13 protein-coding genes and 1 pseudogene are annotated in these 15,778 nt (G+C 38.6%); 6 read left to right on the forward strand and 8 right to left on the reverse strand.

From position 1 onward, the window contains the following. Positions 1-41 precede the first annotated feature (41 nt). Together ACODST_RS14440 and ACODST_RS14445 are read left to right on the forward strand one after the other, a co-directional pair. Positions 42-608, forward strand: a complete 567-nt coding sequence (locus tag ACODST_RS14440) for a Crp/Fnr family transcriptional regulator (RefSeq protein ID WP_488932821.1) — start codon at positions 42-44, stop codon at positions 606-608. A 57-nt stretch (positions 609-665) separates the two neighbouring features. Next, the gene (locus ACODST_RS14445) at positions 666-1,118 is read left to right on the forward strand and encodes a DoxX family protein (RefSeq protein ID WP_488932822.1); all 453 of its coding nucleotides are present in this window, start codon (positions 666-668) and stop codon (positions 1,116-1,118) included. Between the two features lie 90 nt (positions 1,119-1,208). Here ACODST_RS14445 and ACODST_RS14450 read toward each other — a convergent pair whose 3' ends face one another. The 7 genes and pseudogenes from ACODST_RS14450 to ACODST_RS14480 all read right to left on the reverse strand — a co-directional run bounded on the left by ACODST_RS14450 (position 1,209) and on the right by ACODST_RS14480 (position 9,608). After that, positions 1,209-2,090, reverse strand: coding sequence for an ORF6N domain-containing protein (locus ACODST_RS14450; RefSeq protein ID WP_488932823.1), 882 nt, complete (start codon positions 2,088-2,090; stop codon positions 1,209-1,211). Then, positions 2,080-4,170: a type IA DNA topoisomerase gene (locus ACODST_RS14455; protein WP_488932824.1), complete on the reverse strand. Its 2,091-nt coding sequence runs from the start codon at positions 4,168-4,170 to the stop codon at positions 2,080-2,082. Before ACODST_RS14455 ends, ACODST_RS14450 begins: the two co-directional genes overlap by 11 nt. Before the next feature lie 6 nt (positions 4,171-4,176). Further along, positions 4,177-5,612, reverse strand: a pseudogene (locus tag ACODST_RS14460) (DUF3945 domain-containing protein). An 82-nt stretch (positions 5,613-5,694) separates the two neighbouring features. Beyond that, positions 5,695-6,003, reverse strand: a complete 309-nt coding sequence (locus tag ACODST_RS14465) for a helix-turn-helix domain-containing protein (protein WP_488932825.1) — start codon at positions 6,001-6,003, stop codon at positions 5,695-5,697. A gap of 227 nt (positions 6,004-6,230) precedes the next feature. Next, the gene (locus tag ACODST_RS14470) at positions 6,231-7,082 is read right to left on the reverse strand and encodes an RteC domain-containing protein (protein WP_488932826.1); all 852 of its coding nucleotides are present in this window, start codon (positions 7,080-7,082) and stop codon (positions 6,231-6,233) included. A 99-nt stretch (positions 7,083-7,181) separates the two neighbouring features. Next, entirely contained in the window at positions 7,182-7,937 is a 756-nt protein-coding gene (locus ACODST_RS14475) for a GNAT family N-acetyltransferase (protein ID WP_488932827.1), read from the reverse strand. 114 nt (positions 7,938-8,051) lie between these two features. After that, positions 8,052-9,608 carry an aminotransferase class I/II-fold pyridoxal phosphate-dependent enzyme gene (locus ACODST_RS14480; protein WP_488932828.1) on the reverse strand — a complete coding sequence of 519 codons (1,557 nt, stop codon included), beginning with the start codon at positions 9,606-9,608 and terminating at the stop codon, positions 8,052-8,054. Between the two features lie 252 nt (positions 9,609-9,860). Between ACODST_RS14480 and ACODST_RS14485 the strand changes: the two genes are divergently transcribed. The 4 genes from ACODST_RS14485 to ACODST_RS14500 all read left to right on the forward strand — a co-directional run bounded on the left by ACODST_RS14485 (position 9,861) and on the right by ACODST_RS14500 (position 13,213). Further along, entirely contained in the window at positions 9,861-10,244 is a 384-nt protein-coding gene (locus ACODST_RS14485; protein ID WP_488932829.1) for a DUF7793 family protein, read from the forward strand. 49 nt (positions 10,245-10,293) lie between these two features. Further along, entirely contained in the window at positions 10,294-11,235 is a 942-nt protein-coding gene (locus ACODST_RS14490; protein ID WP_488932830.1) for a helix-turn-helix transcriptional regulator, read from the forward strand. An 84-nt stretch (positions 11,236-11,319) separates the two neighbouring features. Continuing rightward, positions 11,320-12,846 (forward strand): MauE/DoxX family redox-associated membrane protein, encoded by a 1,527-nt coding sequence (locus tag ACODST_RS14495; RefSeq protein ID WP_488932831.1) that lies wholly within the window; start codon positions 11,320-11,322, stop codon positions 12,844-12,846. Positions 12,847-12,937: 91 nt separating this feature from the next. Then, complete coding sequence (locus ACODST_RS14500; RefSeq protein WP_488932832.1) at positions 12,938-13,213, forward strand: DUF6520 family protein; 276 nt, start codon at positions 12,938-12,940, stop codon at positions 13,211-13,213. A 73-nt stretch (positions 13,214-13,286) separates the two neighbouring features. On the opposite strand, the gene ACODST_RS14505 is transcribed toward ACODST_RS14500, so the two are convergent. Next, entirely contained in the window at positions 13,287-15,686 is a 2,400-nt protein-coding gene (locus ACODST_RS14505) for a S9 family peptidase (RefSeq protein ID WP_488932833.1), read from the reverse strand. Positions 15,687-15,778 lie beyond the last annotated feature (92 nt).

A 15,778-nucleotide genomic window follows, 5' to 3' on the forward strand; every position in this document is an offset into this window, starting at 1 on the left:
CTTAACATTGAGTTTGAACGGAATTTGTAGAATAACGAACAATGGAAAAAGTACGGCAATATTTAGAGAGGATTGTTAAACTTACAGATACAGACTGGCAGTACTTTTCATCAAAGCTCATAGAGCAGGAATTCCCTAAGAAACATCATGTATTGAAAGCTGGAGAGACAGAAAATTATCTTTCCTTTATTGAAACAGGTATGGTTCGTTTTTATATACCTGAAAAGGAAAATGAGTTAACTTTCTCTTTTGTATTTGAAAACAGCTTTGTAAGCGGCTACAATTCGTTTCTGACCCAATTACCTTCCGAGTACAATATAGAAACGCTTGCAAAAACAACGCTTTGGAGATTGACTTACAGTGATCTGCAAAGTATTTATCAAGAGACAGAAATTGGAAATACCATCGGAAGGAAGGCGAGTGAAGATTTGTTTCTCAAAAAGTCATTACGTGAACTTTCTCTGCTAAAGGAATCTGCAGAGCAGCGTTACCTGAATTTGTTTACCCAGCAGCCCAAATTGATAAAAGAAATTCCTCTCAAATATATTGCTTCCTATATCGGCATTACCCCGCAGGCCTTAAGTAGAATCAGGAAACGAATTTCTTAACTTGGGTTCATTGTTTCATTTTTTCCTTATGCTGATCTTTGCTAAAAAATAGTAAAGATGAAACCATTAATAGTGTTGCTCTCAGCGTTTTTAATTTCGCTTTTGGGCTTCAGAATTTTTCGCGGCAGTTATGACTTTTATTTCCCAGCAAGAATAGCAATGTCTGCAATGCTGCTTTTTACCGCTTTGGGACACTTTATGTATACACAAGGCATGACCATGATGATGCCGGACTTTATACCATTTAAAGTACAGACTGTTTATGTGACGGGAATTATTGAAATTGCCGCTGCTATTGGTCTGTTTATTCCTAATTTTAGAATAATTACAGCCTGGCTGCTGATAGCATTTCTTATATTGATACTCCCCGTAAATATTTATGCATCTATAAAGCATATTGACTACCAGAAAGGTACTTTCGACGGAAACGGCTTGAGTTATTTGTGGTTTAGAATACCATTGCAAATTCTTTTTATAGTTTGGATATATCTTTCATCTGTGAAACATTAAAAATGCTTAGGACTTAAAAATTTTTGTTGCTCCATAGATCAGAAACTTATTAGATGAGATAAAAAATAGGGTATTATTCTAATTGAAAACTTACTCATTTTTTAAAATTTGAAGCATTCTGCCCACTTCAATATCCATTCTTGAAAAGGCAAACCAATTTTTGCCCAAATCCTTGAGCGAGGCACCGAGGTGATACAGTTCTGTATCGTCAATTATTAAAAAACGGTCGTGAGCATTAGAAAAAAATTCAATCTCAATGTGAGGATATTGGCTATTGTATCGATGTAAATCGAGCCGTAACTGATTGCTTATTGTTTTGGTGTGAATTGTTGCCTTTACATTATCATTGCGTTTTCCTAATAAAGTTAGCACCGTGTCGTCTACATAATTATCCAGCAGGATTATAGAGCTCTTGGCTCTTCTAATAATATCGCAAACAAAAGCATATGCATCGAATACCTGACCGTTGTAAAAGATGCCTTTGTCACTATGGAGCCTGTCGTTTTCTAAAGCCTTGAAGATTTTCTCAAATTTTTCGCCGGCTTCAAGCTGCTTTAGTTCAATCTTATCCAATCTGCTAAACAAAGCAGCGTTGCTGATAAGTAGTTTTCGCATTTCTACAAAGGCTTCCATAATTTCAACACTAATCTTAACGGCAGTATCTGAACGGAGTATGGCAGAAGCCATTGCTATGCCTTGTTCGGTAAAAACATAAGGCAGGTATCGTCTTCCGCCGTAGCTTACACCTGAGGTTCCATTTTGGAACCTCAGGTTTTGAACTTCTTCCTGGCTAAGTTGAAAGCAGAACGAAGAAGGGAATCTTTCAATGTTCCTTTTGACGGCTTTGTTGAGGTTCTTTGTTTCCACCTGATATAAGCAGGCCAGATCGCTGTCCAGCATCACCTGCCTGCCGCGTATGGAATAAATAAGACTTTTAATTTCATTTGATTCAATGATGGTTTTATTTTCCATTGTTTTTATATTTTATGTTTTTTGAAAATTCAAGGGAACTTTCAGCATTTTCATTAAGTAGGATGTAGGCATCGAATTTCTTTCCCGATCTGCTTTTCATTCCTTTGATGAGTGGTGTTCTTCCGTGCTTGATAAGACTTTCTATATCTTTGATGCCGATTTGTACTCCACAGACATTGAGAAACTGTAACCAGCTGCAATCCTGATCAGGACACTTTATTATTTTGTCACGTATGATGAGCTTCTGGCTTCTGCATTTAGGACATATAAGATCCGGCATTCTGTTTTGGACAACGGCAGTATTTAATAGTTCATTTGTTATAAATGAAGCATAAGTTTCTATTTCCTTTTGAAATGCATCAGCATCAGCTTCGTTATTTTCAATTTTCTGCAAAGCTAGTTCCCACTTGGCAGTCATTGCCACGTCTGCTATCTTTTGGTTTTTGACCAATTCGTATACCTGAAGGCCTTTTTCAGTAGGGATTAAAGATTTTTTTTCCCGTTGTATATAATTGCGTGTAAAAAGAGTTTCGATCACTGAGGCTCTTGTCGCAGGAGTGCCAATACCAATCGTTTTTAAAGCTTTGCGCTCGTTCTCATTTTCGATATCATTTCCTGCGCTTTCCATAGCTGACAAAAGGCCTGCTTCGGTGTAAAGCGTAGGCGGTTTGGTTTTCTTTTCTAAAATGCAGGCTTCTTTTATTTTAAGATCATCGCCTTTTTTCAGTTCAGGCAGATCAGCTATGGTTTCTGTATCATCAGAGAAGCAGCCCTTCACGGAACGCCAGCCGGGTTCTATAATCTTACAGCCTTTTGTGATGAAATCATAATGAAGCACCTGCAGGATGACATCAGTTGACTCTTTGATGCAGGGTTCGGAAATGGCTTCCAGCAGTCTAAAGGCAATCATATTATAAACTGAATTTTCCTTTGCATTAAGTGCAGATGGGATCTTATCAGTAGTTAATAATCCATGATGGTCCGTTACACGCAAATCATCTACGATACGCTTATTAAACCTGCCCCATTTCATTTGGGAAGAGGAATGTTTAAAGGCCTCACTTTTCAGTAAAGCTCTTACAAGGCTGGGAATTTCTGCCCACAGATCCTCAGGAATGTACCTGCTTCCGGTACGCGGGTAGGTGATAAATTTCTTTTCATAAAGGCTCTGAGCAATGTTGAGAGTTTCCTCGGCAGAAAGGTTCAGTTTTTTATTGGATTCTTTCTGCAGACCGGTAAGGTCGAACAATAAAGGCGGGGGCTCTGTGACGATTTTGGATTCTGTACTTGTCACAATTGCCGTTTGGATTCTTTGAATGGTTTTGAGTATATTATCAGCAAGTTTTTTATCCTCCCATTTAATTTTTGATATGCTTTTAAAATTTATAAGTTCCTTGTTATGTGACAGCTGGATCTGCCAGTAATTTTTTACGGGGAAATTCCTGTTCTCAAGATATCGTCTGCAGATTAAGGCCAGTGCTGGTGTCTGCACCCTTCCAAGGGAATAAACCCCATTGGACGCTGCTACAGAGAGCGCTTGTGTCGCATTGATGCCCACCAGCCAGTCGGCACGACTTCTTGCTTGGGCGGCCAAATATAGTGGGGCAAATTCTTTTCCTTCTCTCAAATTTTCAAAACCTTGTTTTATGGCTTTTTCAGTAAGAGAGCTTATCCAGAGCCGTTTGAATGGTTTGGTGCATTTCAGGTACTTATAAATGTATCTGAAAATAAGCTCGCCCTCTCGTCCAGCGTCTGTGGCCGCTATAATACTATTGCTGTTTTTAAAGAGCTTTTCGATGATTTTCAGCTGTTTTGCTGCGCCTATATCGGCAGTGCAGCCCTTATCTTTTTTGACCTTTCTGGCAGTCAGTAAAAAAGGGTTTGGGATTATGGGCAGTGATTCCTTGTCAAATCCCGTAATCCCGTAATCTTCTGGCATGCCCAATCCTACAAGATGTCCTAGTGCCCATGTAACAAAATAGCCGTTACCTGTCAGATAGCCCTCCTTTTTTTCTGTGGCTCTGATTATAACGGCTATTTCCCTTGCTACACTGGGTTTTTCTGTAATAATTGTTATCATATTTTATTACATTTTACGCCCTTTTGATTTAGCAGGCGTGTTAGATTCTTCTTGTTGCAGCTGCTGTTTCTTGTTATCGGGATTAGTCTGTCCTGATTTTAAGGGCTCTTTTATGTTCTTTGTCGCTTCATTAGTTTTTCCCTCGGAATTGACGGCTGTCTGAGTTTTATGAGCCTCAGAAGGTTTGATCTGTTCTTTGATCTTATCGGGATTTTGAAAGGAGAAATCTGTTTTGTTGGTCTCTTTGTTGTAGGTGATATATCCATTGTATTCTTTTCCTTTTTTATCCACTAAGCCGCTGATATAAACCGTCTGGCCGTCTTTTAGTTTTTGATGCTGATCACTATCAAGTTCTTTGTCTCTGAAGGCTTTTGGCGCTCCTTGGGCCTGGTTCTGCTGATTGTCTTGTGTATGTTTGTTGGTTTCATTTCTGTCAAAGAGAAATTCTACAAAACGTTTGTCTGCGTTGAATTGAACGGTCGCGTCAAAGACAGTTCCCTTTTTAGAAACCATGCCTTCCAATGCGAGGGGTTTACCTTCAGCCAGAGTCTGTTTTTGCTCTTCACTCAATTTTACTCCTTTAATTTCATCGGGTATTTTAATGAAATCGGTTCGCAGTGCCACCACCTCGTTGGTAAGTCTGTCTATGCTGATAATGGAGGGCATGATTTCATTGCTTTTTGGATTGGTGAGATTGACTACTCGTCCCATATTACCTGTCTGCAGCAGATTCTCTTTATCTTCCTTGCTGAATTCGTGGCCGAAAAAGGAAAAATTAAGATTGGGAGTTTTGCGTATGCCGTGAATGGCAAGAACCACCTGGCCTTCATCATTTTGTTTGAGTGATAAGCGGGCATCCATTTTGGTAACTGCAGTTCCAAGATTGAGGCTTACAGAGACAAGCTCGTTTGTTTTATACCCTTTGAGAAGCGGGTCAAGGAGGCTCATTTTTTCTAGTTTTTCTTTGCTTAAGCCTAAGTGGTTTAGCGTTTCCCAATCGATCTGTTCCGGTTTGTATTTGTACTCGCTTGTTTCTGGATTTGTCTGTGCTGTTTCCATATTAATTTCATTTTTTTGTTGATTTTCTTTTACTTCATGCTCTTTCATTAATTGCTCCCCTTCAACTGTCGGATGATCTATCTGTTTCTGCATATCTTTTGATGTATCGACTGCCAGCAGAGCTGGTACTTTGAAGAATGAAAAATTAGTCGGGTTCTTTAGCTGGCTGAAAAAATTGGTAAAGAAATTCGAAAACAAATCTCCCTGCTTGTCTACGCGCATAAATTGATTCTGATTTTTGCGGTTGGGCTCAACGGTTTCCAGATTGCCATTTTGATCAATGCCTTTTACAGCCATGATTTTTTTTTTTCTTTATCCAATACCAGCAGTATGTCCGATAACTCTTCGGAAGTGTTAATCGTATCTTTATTCTTTTCGTCCATAATCTTTAGTTTTTAGATTTATATGCGAAATTAGAAGGGGAAGAAGTACTGGTTTAAAGCTGGAATATTAGGGCATCCTTTGTCACTCTCTGGCACAGGTCTTGGGTGTTCGGGCATTAAAACTCTCCCTGATGAACTGATGCACGTCAGACAGCTTGTAATATATTTTTCCGCTTATGGTATAGTAGGGCAGCCTGCCTAAGGATCTGTAACGCTGCAGTGATCTTCCGCTTATCTTAAGCATCTGTAGTATGTCCTGGTTGTCCAATAGCTCTTCTCCATCAACACTTCCCCGTTTTTTCTCAAGCTCGCATATATGGGCGCTCAAAAGATCAAAGCGTTCTATTATCCGTTCCATCCAGGAGATGAATTCCATTCTATCTATATTCATGGCTGTATGTTTTGCATTAATGATGCAAAGTTGCCAATGAAATAAGTTTTACATTGCCAATGCATGCCAATGTAAAATATAGTTTTAAGAAAATTTTAACAATTTTAAAAAGTATGTAAAATGTTGATCTAGAATAGGTAGAAGTGAATAAGTTCAATTTTAAACAATAGCTAGCTTTCTTGCCAATTGGCATTCATTGGCACAAGAACTGACGGATTTAAAAAAAGCTAGAGCTCTTTTTCCATGTGCTGTTTAAGTGATAATTTAAGCTGATCCAAAAAAATGCTTTTACTGTCAGTCCTGTCTTTCATCCTATGGAAGGCATGATGCACATCGCCCAGCTGTATCCTGAAAAGCAGCTGGAAGACCATACTTATTTTTCGTATGCCGGCCTTCCCATTTGAGATGCTCCCTGATGCATGAAGCGCATAAATCAATTCGATCAGGGCATTCTTCGAATCTGTCCAGAAAAAATCCCTGTTAACAGTATTTTCGTCTGAAAAAATCCTGTTCTGCTGCGGTTCAGGTTCAATTTTGGATGTAAGGTAGACGTAAAGCAGTTCGTTGGCGATTATACGTGCTACTTTATAATCATAATAGGTGGAAAACTGAGGGTCAATTTCAAAAACGAAGCTATTGACGCCTTCATGGAGGTCTATTTTTCCGAGGCAGAAAAAATGGTGGTCCCATTCGGTTCTTCCTGTGCGGTAGTAACGGTAAAAGTCAGTGTTGTAAAAGTGCTCTTTATATTCCTGCTTGAGCAGATTAAGCTCATTTGAAAAATATTTATGATGCATTTTTCCGCTTACAACCGGACATGATGCCTCAATTCGGAAAACTTTATTGTAGAAAATCAGTTTTCCAAGTATTTGGGGTTTGATGCTTTTGAAAAAATTGATCTCTTCATTTTCATCAGAGAATCCCTTTTCTAAAACATTTTTTTTAATCGTACCAAGAAGGTTTCGAATCACGGTAGTCATATGGTAGGATTTCTCAATTATATCTTCGGGATCCAGGCTGAATTGCTGTTCTGCTTTTCTAATAACCTGAAATGCATTTTCACATGTAGATCTTATCATGACAACAGAATTTAGATTTATTTAAGCAAGCAGGGGCGGGGCATAGCTGCCCGGATAAGTTGATGCTTCACTTTTCTCTTGAATCGCTGTAGAGATGAATCAGCGTGGGTTGCTGGTTTCATTCTGCAGTGTCTGCATGAGCTCCATAGCAAAATTATCCCTTGCTTGTACATAAGCCACTTTGGGTATTATAGACGCGCCGAGTTTTCGCTTCTCAAAACTTGCTGATATACCGAAGTTTATCCGTTCAATTTGAAGCTCTCTTGCCCTTTTTATTGTTTGGTATAAAAGCTGTCTGTACAGATTGTAACCGTCACCTGCCGTGTAGTCCATTCCTATCAGTTCGGGAACATAAGCGATTGAGGAATTTTTGTAGCAGAACATTACGCCTATGAAATCTTCTGCATTCCGATTCTTGAGTCTTAAGATAATGGACTCCCAGTTTGCACAGCTGTTCATGTTTTCAAATACCTGCTTGGTATAGGTAAAGGTGTTTATGGCCAGATTGCGCTGCTTTACACTACAGTAAAGCTGGTAAGCCCTGTTTAATTCCTCTTGGCTCAGGGTGTCTTTTATTTCCACGTCATAGAACTTTTCATATTTGAGCACATCCCGATTGAAGTGCTGGCGGGAGCGGGAGGAAAGCATCAAACCATAATTGTTATATTCACCAAGGTGCTTATGCTCAATAATACATGATTCCGGCATGTCTATCCTGAAATAACCTTGGTTTCTGATCGTCTCATCCCAGGGGAATCCATGCTCAAAATCACGCAGAACAAGCATATCTGCTTCAAGGATATTGTATTTTTCTTCAAGTTTATCCAAAAGCATTTGCAATGATTTCTCAGCCAAAGGATGATTCTTGTCAATGTAGCAGTGCTGTCCCTCGGTAAACAGTGAGCCTATACTTAGTACTTTGGAAGTCAAATGCATTGGATCTGATTTTCGAACCTCTTCCAGTTGTCTTCATACGGATTCAGCTGCCAGCATATCATCTTTCCAGATCCCAAGTGTACAGAAGGTCATTAAAACAGCCTGCATGTTCTGGTCACGGATTATAAAGTAAAAGAAGTCCCATTTGTTCCCAGGATCCTGAGCGTTTGTAAAGGTCTGCTCAAGGTAGAGCATTCCTTGCCAATCAAAGATATTATGAGCACCGAGATATTTATTCCATTCCTCTTTATTGATCTTGGCTATTGTTGTTTGCTCTTCAATATGTAGCAGTTCAGTATGCTGTTTTTCGGCAGGCAGTTTGGTTTTAATATCCATTCTAAAAGCCTGCCGTATCTTCTGTTCACTGCTTGCCGTTTCTTCCACTGCCTTGTGGAAATGATGATCCATTGCCTGAGCAAGATCTGTGATATCTTTGATCTGGTTGTGCGCTGATATCGTGATACGGATTCCGGTATTTTTTATGGGAACTGCGGGGTATATGCCAAGATTGAGGTAAAAGCCTTCGGAGAATAGGCGCTTGGTAAAATTATAGGCAGTAGCGGGCGTTCCCATTCCAATAAAGTAAACAGGAGAATCGTTTTCGGAAACTAGCGGGAGACTGCTTTTTGAAAGCAACTTGCTGAAATGGGCTGTTTTCTTTGCAAGTTCAGCTTGACGCTCATATATTTCCTCTGATAGATGTATGCCGCATGATGCGATTGCAGCAGCAACGGAGGCCGGTTCAAGCTGGGCAGAGAAGGTAAGTGGTCCGCCGAAAGTTTTAATTTTTTCACGCAGTTTAGCATTCCTGCAGAAAAATGTAGCGCCGCTGGCGCCAAATGTCTTGCTCAGTGTGCTGACAACAACTATATTTTCTTCAAGTCTTCCAATAGAATCAAATATAAAACCTGTTCCGTTTTTTCCTTTCCAGCTCATTCCATGCACATCATCAAAATAGAGGTGGAGCTGCGGATATTTTCTTGAGAGGTTTAAAAGCTCCTTTACAGGAGCATAATCTCCGTACATGGAATAAACTCCATCGGCCATGTACCAGATTTTGCCCGATTTACCTAGTAGCATGCGAATTTTGTCTTCAAGCATCTGCAGGCTGTTGTGGCGAATCATCTCCACTGGTATTCCTCTGAGCTTAAGAACCTGGCAGGCATTCTGCACACTCCAGTGCACCTGATGATCGAGAATAACTGCATCTTCATCCCTTACAAGGGTCGGGATGATTGCCATATGACCAAGGGTGCTGTTCTTAGTGATTATCGGCGGTATACCGTACATCTGCTCAATGTTGCTTTCCAGCTCAGCATACAGGGGATGCGAGAGATAAGTTTTTGAAAGCGGAAATTGAGTGCCATAATTATTTACAGCTTTTACAGCGGCTTCTTTGAGCCTTCGATCCTGTTCCAGTCCTAGATATCCTGTAGTTCCGAAATGAAGCATTTCATTTCCGTTAATTTTTATGGTTCTCCCATTTAGATGTTCACCTTCTGCGTAAAGGTGCAGTATGCCTTTTTGTTTTGCACTGCTGAAAACAGTGTCTACTGTATCGATAAAATTGTTGTGCTTTATTTTTGCCATTTTTATAAGATTTTTTGATTTTTGAAATTATTTGATTTAAGTGCTTGAAAAACAGAAATCTAAAATTCCTTATAAAAATTGGAAGTACTTTTATTTACAGATATTTTACTCCCAAATCGGCAAGTGTAATTCCCGATTTAATAACAAATAGGTCTTTTTGCGCAACTAATAATCCATATTTGACAATAGGGTTGTTTCTTAATCTTTATATTTTTGTTAAATTACAACCCTTTATTTAAAAACTGACAGGACATGATTGTGGCAAATGAATCTTATGAGAATCAAAATGCACGGTTTTGGATTGAAAAGGGAATCCTCTTTTTTGAATATAAACCCAATACTGCAGTTGATTTAGAAGTAGCTATGCGTGTTGTAGCAGACAGGATTGCATTTCAAAATGAAAGACCGCTTCCTGTATTCTGCGATACCAGAGGAATAGTGTCTATTGACAAAGCAGCTCGAGATTATCTGGCCAAATCCGGATCTCTCCTTGCAAAAGCAGTGGCTTTGATCGGCAGTGAAAACGTCTCCATGACAATGAGTACTTTTTATCTGCAGATCAGCAAACCCTCAGTGCCGACAATGGTTTTTAGCATAGAACAGGAGGCACTGGATTACCTTAAAGACTTTATTTAAAACAGATTCGGCCAGTCTAGACAGGTCAATGTTTATAAAATCAGGACACATGAAAAGACCCCACAACCGCCAGCGCCTTATATCCATGCACACCATGTTATTTGAAATGGCACGGGGCAACTTCAATGGGCATATTCCACTCAGTGCCTATGATGATGAAATTGAAACTCTGGTGGTTCTGGTTAACATGGTCGCCGAAGAACTCAAGGAATCTGCCTTTCATTCCGGTTTTGTGAATCCCTACATTACACACAGAATGGTAACGCCTGCGACTTTTATCTTAGATGAAAACCATTGCATAAAAAATGTAAATCAGGGTGCATTAGAAATTTTGGGCTATGATGCACAAGAAATGCTCACACGCCCTGTGCAGGATTTCTTAAAGGATGATTTCAGCGGGATGTCGGAGGATGAGAGAAAGGAACTGGAAGAGCTGCTTTTGTCAGGTGAAATCATTACCCTTAATTTTATAACCTTTAAAAAACTTATTGTAACTGCCGAATGTTCCGTATCGAAATTATCGGATGGCAGGTTTACCGTGCTAAATTTTGTGGCTCCTTTTCTCCGCATTAATGAAAATTTTTCGGAACCATTGGAAGTTAAAACAGACAAACATTCCAGTTTCAAACAAACAGATGTTCGCCTGATGCAGCAGGTTTATGATTATATTTTGGCTAATCTTACCGAGCCGCTGCCAACCATTAAGGAGCTGGCAAGGCAGTTCGGCACAAATGACTTTAAACTTAAGGACGGCTTCAGGCATTTGTTTCATACAAGCGTGTATAGGCTTTATACACAGGAGCGCCTAAAGAGGGCATACATAATGATACAGCAGACCGATATTCCTCTTAAGAATATCTCCTTTATGAACGGTTTTAACAGCTATCCCAATTTTTCCAAATCATTCAAAAAGGAATTTGGATTCCCGCCTAAAGAGCTCGGGAGAGGGAAGAACGGCGGTTTTTTGCCATTGGATGGTCTTAATCCTTGATAATTAATTCTTGCTCCCGATAATATAAGCGCTATAATTTTGAAATTCAGAATTTTACATTGTTGAATTTTAAACCAATATGCTATGGCAGTCATAATCAGTTCCAGATTTAAAAAGATTATTTTTGAAATAGTCTGCTTATTTTATATACTGCTGTTTGTTTATGCAGCTGTAAGTAAAATATTGGATTTTGAGAAATTTCAAGTACAGCTTGGCCAGTCGCCATTGTTCAGTGCTTTTGCAGGCTGGATTTCGTGGAGTGTACTGCTGGCAGAATTCATTATTGTATTTTTTCTACTCATTCCCAAAACTCAGATGAGAGCCCTATATGCAGGTTTTTGCCTTATGAGCATGTTTAGCGCCTATATTTTTATTATGCTGTATTTCAGTTCTTTTATTCCGTGTTCCTGCGGTGGAATTTTAGAGAAAATGACCTGGACACAACATCTTATATTTAATTTATTGTTTGTCTTGTTGGCTGGGTTTGCATTATGGATTAATTATGATGATTTAAAGGGGAGTAGAAAAAAATCTTCTAGTCTCTCGATTAAATTTTATCTGTTTACTGGTTTTTTTGGAGGAACAATAGCTGTTATTTTATTATATCTATCCTCAGAAGAAATTATGCAGCACAAAAACCCATTCATCAGACGTTATCCCCATCACACTGTAACGTTGAAGAGTACCGTGGACCTTAAGTACAATTCTTATTATTTTGCCGGATCAGCAGGTGACAGAATTTATCTTGGAAATTCAACAGTACCGCTTTATTTATTATCTATAGACGCAAAATTAAAGCAGCAGAAAATAAGAGTTAAATTGGATCGTGATACGTTCTTGTTTAAATCAATCAAACTGGCTGTGCAACCACCTCATTTTTACATTATAGACGGAAGGACTCCAGCAGTTTTTATTGGAGAAACAAAAGACTGGCAAGCCTTTTTACAGGAACCCAAACCGCCGTATTTTAATATTGCCGTACCAGTAGACAGTTTAACTATAGCTTTTAGAGCAATCAGTAAGAATGCAAACATTTTAGGATTTTATAAAGCTGGGAATAAGCGCCGAGTAGTTATGGCAAAAAATCTTTTAGAAAAACAGGTCGATGGTATATTTGATACAGACGGAATGCTTAATTACAGTGAAGAATTGAAGCGTATAGTTTATGTCTACAGTTACAGGAACCAATATATTGTAGCTGATCAGAGTGGTAAATTAGTCTACCGAGCCAATACAATCGACACTATTTCTCATGCCAAAATTAAAGTTGCCTATCTTAAAGATAAAACAGAACAGACAGTGGCGACTCCTATTTTGAGCGTTAATGCTTCAAGTTGCGTTTCAGGACATTTATTATTTGTCAATTCGAATGTGCCGGGTCATTTTGAAAAAAAAAGTGTTTGGAACCAGGCTTCGGTAATTGATGTTTATGATCTTAATGCAAAAGCCTATTTATTCAGCTTTCATATTTATAATATAGATGGAAAAAAAATTCGAAGTTTTCTAGTTGCTGAGAATTTGTTGTATGCACTCATAGATGAAAAAATGGTGATATATGAACTTGGGGAACTGCTTAAAAAAGTGATGAAAATAGTATCTAACAACCGATGATACATTTAAAATATACTAGCGCAAGTATCAGGAACGAGATCGAACACCTGTAGAAAAAAGTAGATCGCTATTAACTTTAAATTATATTGTTATGAAATTAATAAATTTTAAAAAAGTTTTGCCCATTGCAATTTTTGCACTGGGAATTTTAGGAGCATTTGCTACAACCTCTATGCAGTCCGCAAAAGCAGAAATGGCTCCTGTGATAGGATACGTAGCTACTCCCGATGATCCATGCGGCATTCAGGTAGAATGCAGTGATCAGGTTGGGCAGTTATGCCGACTTTTCTACCCAGACGGGCCACAGGCTAAAGCGTTGGATGATGACAGCGAAACATCTTGCTCTCAAGAGATTTATCGTCCATAAAGTGATTTTTTAATTTTAATTTAATGCAATGCAGTTCATTTTGAACTGCATTGCTGTTTTTGTATAGTTTTACTTACTGAAGACCTGTTTCTATCCAATTTGCTGGCGTAATATCTTTGAGATGATAATCAAACCACTCTTGAAACTTTTCAGATAAATCTTTTTGATTTTCTTTTTTTGCAAGTGTGTGGCCTTCGCCAGGATACAGCAGTAATATATGTTTTTTTTTGAGCCGTCTTAAAGCAAGATATAACTCAATGCTCTGATTCCAGTTCACCTGTTTGTCATCTCCCCCTGTCCAGAAAAGAAGAGGTGCTGTAATATTTTTAGCGTATAAAATAGGTGTATTTCTGTCGTAGGCTTCTTTATCTTCGAATAGTGATCTGCCCATACGCCACTGCTGGTTTTCAAAACGCCAGATGTCAGGCCGGCCTGAATTTCCAATGTTCAGATATAAACTTGTAAGATCTGAAGCTCCACTTCCTGATAGTGCCGCGGCAAAGAGACTGGATTGTGTAATTATGAAATTTGTTTCATATCCTCCAAACGAATGGCCCGTAATTCCGATCTTATCTGGATATACCAGCCCAGCGGAGATAATTTTCTTTGTAGCTGCTTCAACACAGTCAACGGCTGATAATCCAGGGTTTCCGAGTTCATAAGATATATCAGGCGCCAGTACAAAATATCCCTGAGTGGTAAAATTGGAAATATTAAAAGAACCGTCACCATAGTATTGGGAAGGGTTTAAGTATTTATGATTAAGATCTTTTGCAAGTTTCTCATAAATATAGACAATCATAGGATATTTTTTCTCTACGCTGTATTGTGCTGGATAAAATAAAATTCCTTTAAGAGATTCTCCTTTAGAATTTTTATAATTTATCATTTCTGATTTACCCCAATGAAAAAACTCTTGGTGCGGGTTGCTTTGAAAAATACACTTTGATTTTTTTTCACGCAGGTTTCTTATCATAAGCCGTGGCGGAAGATCATAACGCTCCTCGGTGTAAGCGATAACATCTCTTCCCGCGGATTCTATCAGCTGATCCAGGCGCGCATTGCTTGAAGATAAAATTTGTTTCAGAGTATTAGGATGCCATTTATAAAACCCATAATTACCATTATTATCTATAGTTTCCAACAGTAAACCTTGCTCCATGTCTATAGGTAAACTAATTATTCCGCTGTAATCTGATTTAGCGCCGCTCTTTTGTAAATTGCTACAAAGACGGAATTGCGTATGGGTTTCCCTGCCTTTTGTAAGTCTCCGTGCAGAAGCTCCGTCAGGAGTTAAAGCCCAGAGATCATAAGCATCACATAACAGTATTTCCTTATCATTTTGAGTCCATCCTATTACAGGGTAGGCATCTTTATTTGGGTGCTGTTTTTCAATGCTGGCAAAAGTGCTGCCTAAGTTTTGTGTAAAATTATTATGTTTTCCGTTTTTGATGTCATAAATCCACCAGTTTTCATCTTTAAAGTAGGCAATATATTTCCCGCAGGGAGAAGGAATTGTGTGATCATAATGGGCAGAGTGACTTTTTAATAATAATCTGCTTTCTCCACTAGAAAGATTTTTTATATAAAAGTCCCTTTTTGCTTCATAATCAAACTGGGGTTCGTATTTCTGGGGATTGGAAAGGACAGCGTAACGCTGATCTCCTGTCAGCATATAACTTGGCAAGGTATCATTCGAAATAAGCTCATACTTATTTTCCATAGGAATCCAGAGAGCTAGATATGTTTTTCTGGATTTTTTGCGTTTTTCATCGATCGGATAGATCCATTTTGAGTTTGTATTCCAAAACTGCAAATCCGAACTGCTACTTTTTTTTGCGCTGTATTTCAGTTCTGCTAAGAAAAAAAAATTATGGAAATCATCTGAAATTTTCAGTTTGTTTTTCCCTGCTACAGCAAGTGAATCTCCCAAAACATTCCTTGTAAGATCTTCCTTGCTGGATTTATATATTTTATCAGTTGACAAGCTGTAATATATAAGAGTCGTGGCTGACGTGTTTGCGGCTTCTGGAGTTTGAGTAAATGCCAATGCATTCCCCTTAGGATGCCAGATCAGATTTGAAAATGAAGTCCGGCAGTTCAAAAGATCTTTATCTTGTTTTGCTCCAGTTAGATCTGATATAGAAATGGTTTGTGTGCCATTTTTTGATGTAGTGTAAAGGAGCATTTTTTTATCATTGCTGGCTATAAACTGGTCCACTTTGGAAATCTTCTTTTGGATCTTTCCATCCAAGCCACAGATCAGCAGTGTTTTTTCCCTTTCACTGGAGTTTGTCAGAACGATAATTTTTTTTGCGGCAGGTGAATAAATATATTGCAGGACATTTGCAATGATGGTGTTTCTGCCTGTCTTTAGATTAAAAATATTAAGGCCTTGAGCATTACGGAAGAAAAACCATTCTGAGCCCGCAAATGTCTCCGTATTTGCCTGCGGAAAAGCAAAAGTCTGCATAGATTTTATGTTTTTTATGAACAAGGTATCATGTGCACTTTCGTATGAAAGACTATAAGCAGCCCAGCTTCCTTCAGGACTCAAGTTATTAA

Source organism: Flavobacterium sp. FG19 (assembly GCF_057809475.1).

What these genes read in the sequence shown, in the direction of transcription:
- ACODST_RS14440 (WP_488932821.1), top strand. Translation starts at nt 42, where the DNA reads ATGGAAAAAGTACGGCAATATTTAGAGAGGATTGTTAAACTTACAGAT.
- ACODST_RS14445 (WP_488932822.1), top strand. Translation starts at nt 666, where the DNA reads ATGAAACCATTAATAGTGTTGCTCTCAGCGTTTTTAATTTCGCTTTTG.
- ACODST_RS14450 (WP_488932823.1), bottom strand. Translation starts at nt 2,090, where the DNA reads ATGGAAAATAAAACCATCATTGAATCAAATGAAATTAAAAGTCTTATT.
- ACODST_RS14455 (WP_488932824.1), bottom strand. Translation starts at nt 4,170, where the DNA reads ATGATAACAATTATTACAGAAAAACCCAGTGTAGCAAGGGAAATAGCC.
- ACODST_RS14465 (WP_488932825.1), bottom strand. Translation starts at nt 6,003, where the DNA reads ATGAATATAGATAGAATGGAATTCATCTCCTGGATGGAACGGATAATA.
- ACODST_RS14470 (WP_488932826.1), bottom strand. Translation starts at nt 7,082, where the DNA reads ATGATAAGATCTACATGTGAAAATGCATTTCAGGTTATTAGAAAAGCA.
- ACODST_RS14480 (WP_488932828.1), bottom strand. Translation starts at nt 9,608, where the DNA reads ATGGCAAAAATAAAGCACAACAATTTTATCGATACAGTAGACACTGTT.
- ACODST_RS14485 (WP_488932829.1), top strand. Translation starts at nt 9,861, where the DNA reads ATGATTGTGGCAAATGAATCTTATGAGAATCAAAATGCACGGTTTTGG.
- ACODST_RS14490 (WP_488932830.1), top strand. Translation starts at nt 10,294, where the DNA reads ATGAAAAGACCCCACAACCGCCAGCGCCTTATATCCATGCACACCATG.
- ACODST_RS14495 (WP_488932831.1), top strand. Translation starts at nt 11,320, where the DNA reads ATGGCAGTCATAATCAGTTCCAGATTTAAAAAGATTATTTTTGAAATA.
- ACODST_RS14500 (WP_488932832.1), top strand. Translation starts at nt 12,938, where the DNA reads ATGAAATTAATAAATTTTAAAAAAGTTTTGCCCATTGCAATTTTTGCA.
- ACODST_RS14505 (WP_488932833.1), bottom strand. Translation starts at nt 15,686, where the DNA reads ATGCAGACTTTTGCTTTTCCGCAGGCAAATACGGAGACATTTGCGGGC.